The organism is Gilliamella sp. Fer4-1 (assembly GCF_001690515.1).
In the GTDB taxonomy this organism is placed as follows: domain Bacteria; phylum Pseudomonadota; class Gammaproteobacteria; order Enterobacterales; family Orbaceae; genus Gilliamella; species Gilliamella apicola_C.
On sequence record NZ_LZGZ01000179.1, the window covers coordinates 1 to 1019 of the forward strand.

At 32.3% G+C, this 1019-nt stretch carries 1 protein-coding gene and 1 pseudogene; one reads left to right on the plus strand and one right to left on the minus strand.

Annotation, left to right across the window (positions count from 1 at the left end):
* Nucleotides 1-341, plus strand: a pseudogene (locus A9G30_RS12925) (hypothetical protein); the annotation flags it as partial.
* An 82-nt stretch (nt 342-423) separates the two neighbouring features.
* Here A9G30_RS12925 and A9G30_RS06170 read toward each other — a convergent pair.
* A complete protein-coding gene (locus tag A9G30_RS06170; RefSeq protein WP_065568129.1) occupies nt 424-987 on the minus strand; it encodes a cell division protein ZapC in 564 nt (187 codons plus the stop codon).
* Nucleotides 988-1019: the final 32 nt, after the last annotated feature.

Here is a 1019-nt window from a genome sequence, read left to right on the forward strand (position 1 = left end):
AACTATTTGAAAGTGGAAAATATTTTACACAAAACTATACAAAAGCACTGTATTGGTATGGTGACTATTGTAAAATTTCAATTAACAGTGGATATGGTTTTGAAAGTTTTTGTGAACCTTTTCTTGGCGATACTAAAGACATGATTAATTTGATTGCAAAAGCTGATGGTGGCAATAAAGAAGCACAATATGAACTTGGAGTCAAATTTGTTAAGCCATCGGGTTTGGAGGAGATTGGACTATATTACCTTAAATTGGCAGCAGATCAAGGTCATGAAAAAGCCAAAATTCTTTATATTATAAATCCATATCTCCCTAAAGCGCCTTGTTTTTCATGTTAGATTATTTAATAACCGTGCTATAGGTATCCTGATACTGAACGACGACGTTTTACAGCTTAAATAATAAAGTGCGGTTTTAATGTTACGAAATGGCTTCTAATTTCAGATCTTCTAAGTGATGAGTTTTATTATCTTGCATAAACTTTAATCGATCATTCATCACTTTAATCGCTTCTGAAAAGCAGAAGGTTTTATTCATTGCAACAAATGTTGGTTGAGCAACAATACAAAGCGAGGCTTTTTCGCCAGCTTCAACCACCAATAAACAAACTTTTTGCCCAGTTTCTTGTAAGTTAACTTCTACAATATCAGCAACTTTCGGCTTATAAAACATAGGTTGTTGAGAAAAATACCAACTTTTGGGCATCTGCGGTTTTAAAAAATTAGCCGCCACAATAGCATTAATTGATAATTCAATTTTTTGCGAATCAGTCAAATTAAGCAACTGACACCTATCATGAAATTGATAATAAAATGTTGCATCACTAACTGAAAATGGAAACTCACAAAAAACATCAGGAATTAATATCTTACTTGGATAACAAGAACGGAATAACATTTCAGATGAAACTTCAAGCATCAAACTATCATATTCACTATCAAAATACCATCGCCAACAATCAGTTGGTCGAAAAGCCAATTTCATTAATATGTTATCCTCTTATAATTGAACTAAAT

Bases quoted from the DNA above. Each gene is read 5' to 3' on its own strand.
- A9G30_RS06170 (WP_065568129.1), bottom strand. From the start codon at position 987: ATGAAATTGGCTTTTCGACCAACTGATTGTTGGCGATGGTATTTTGAT.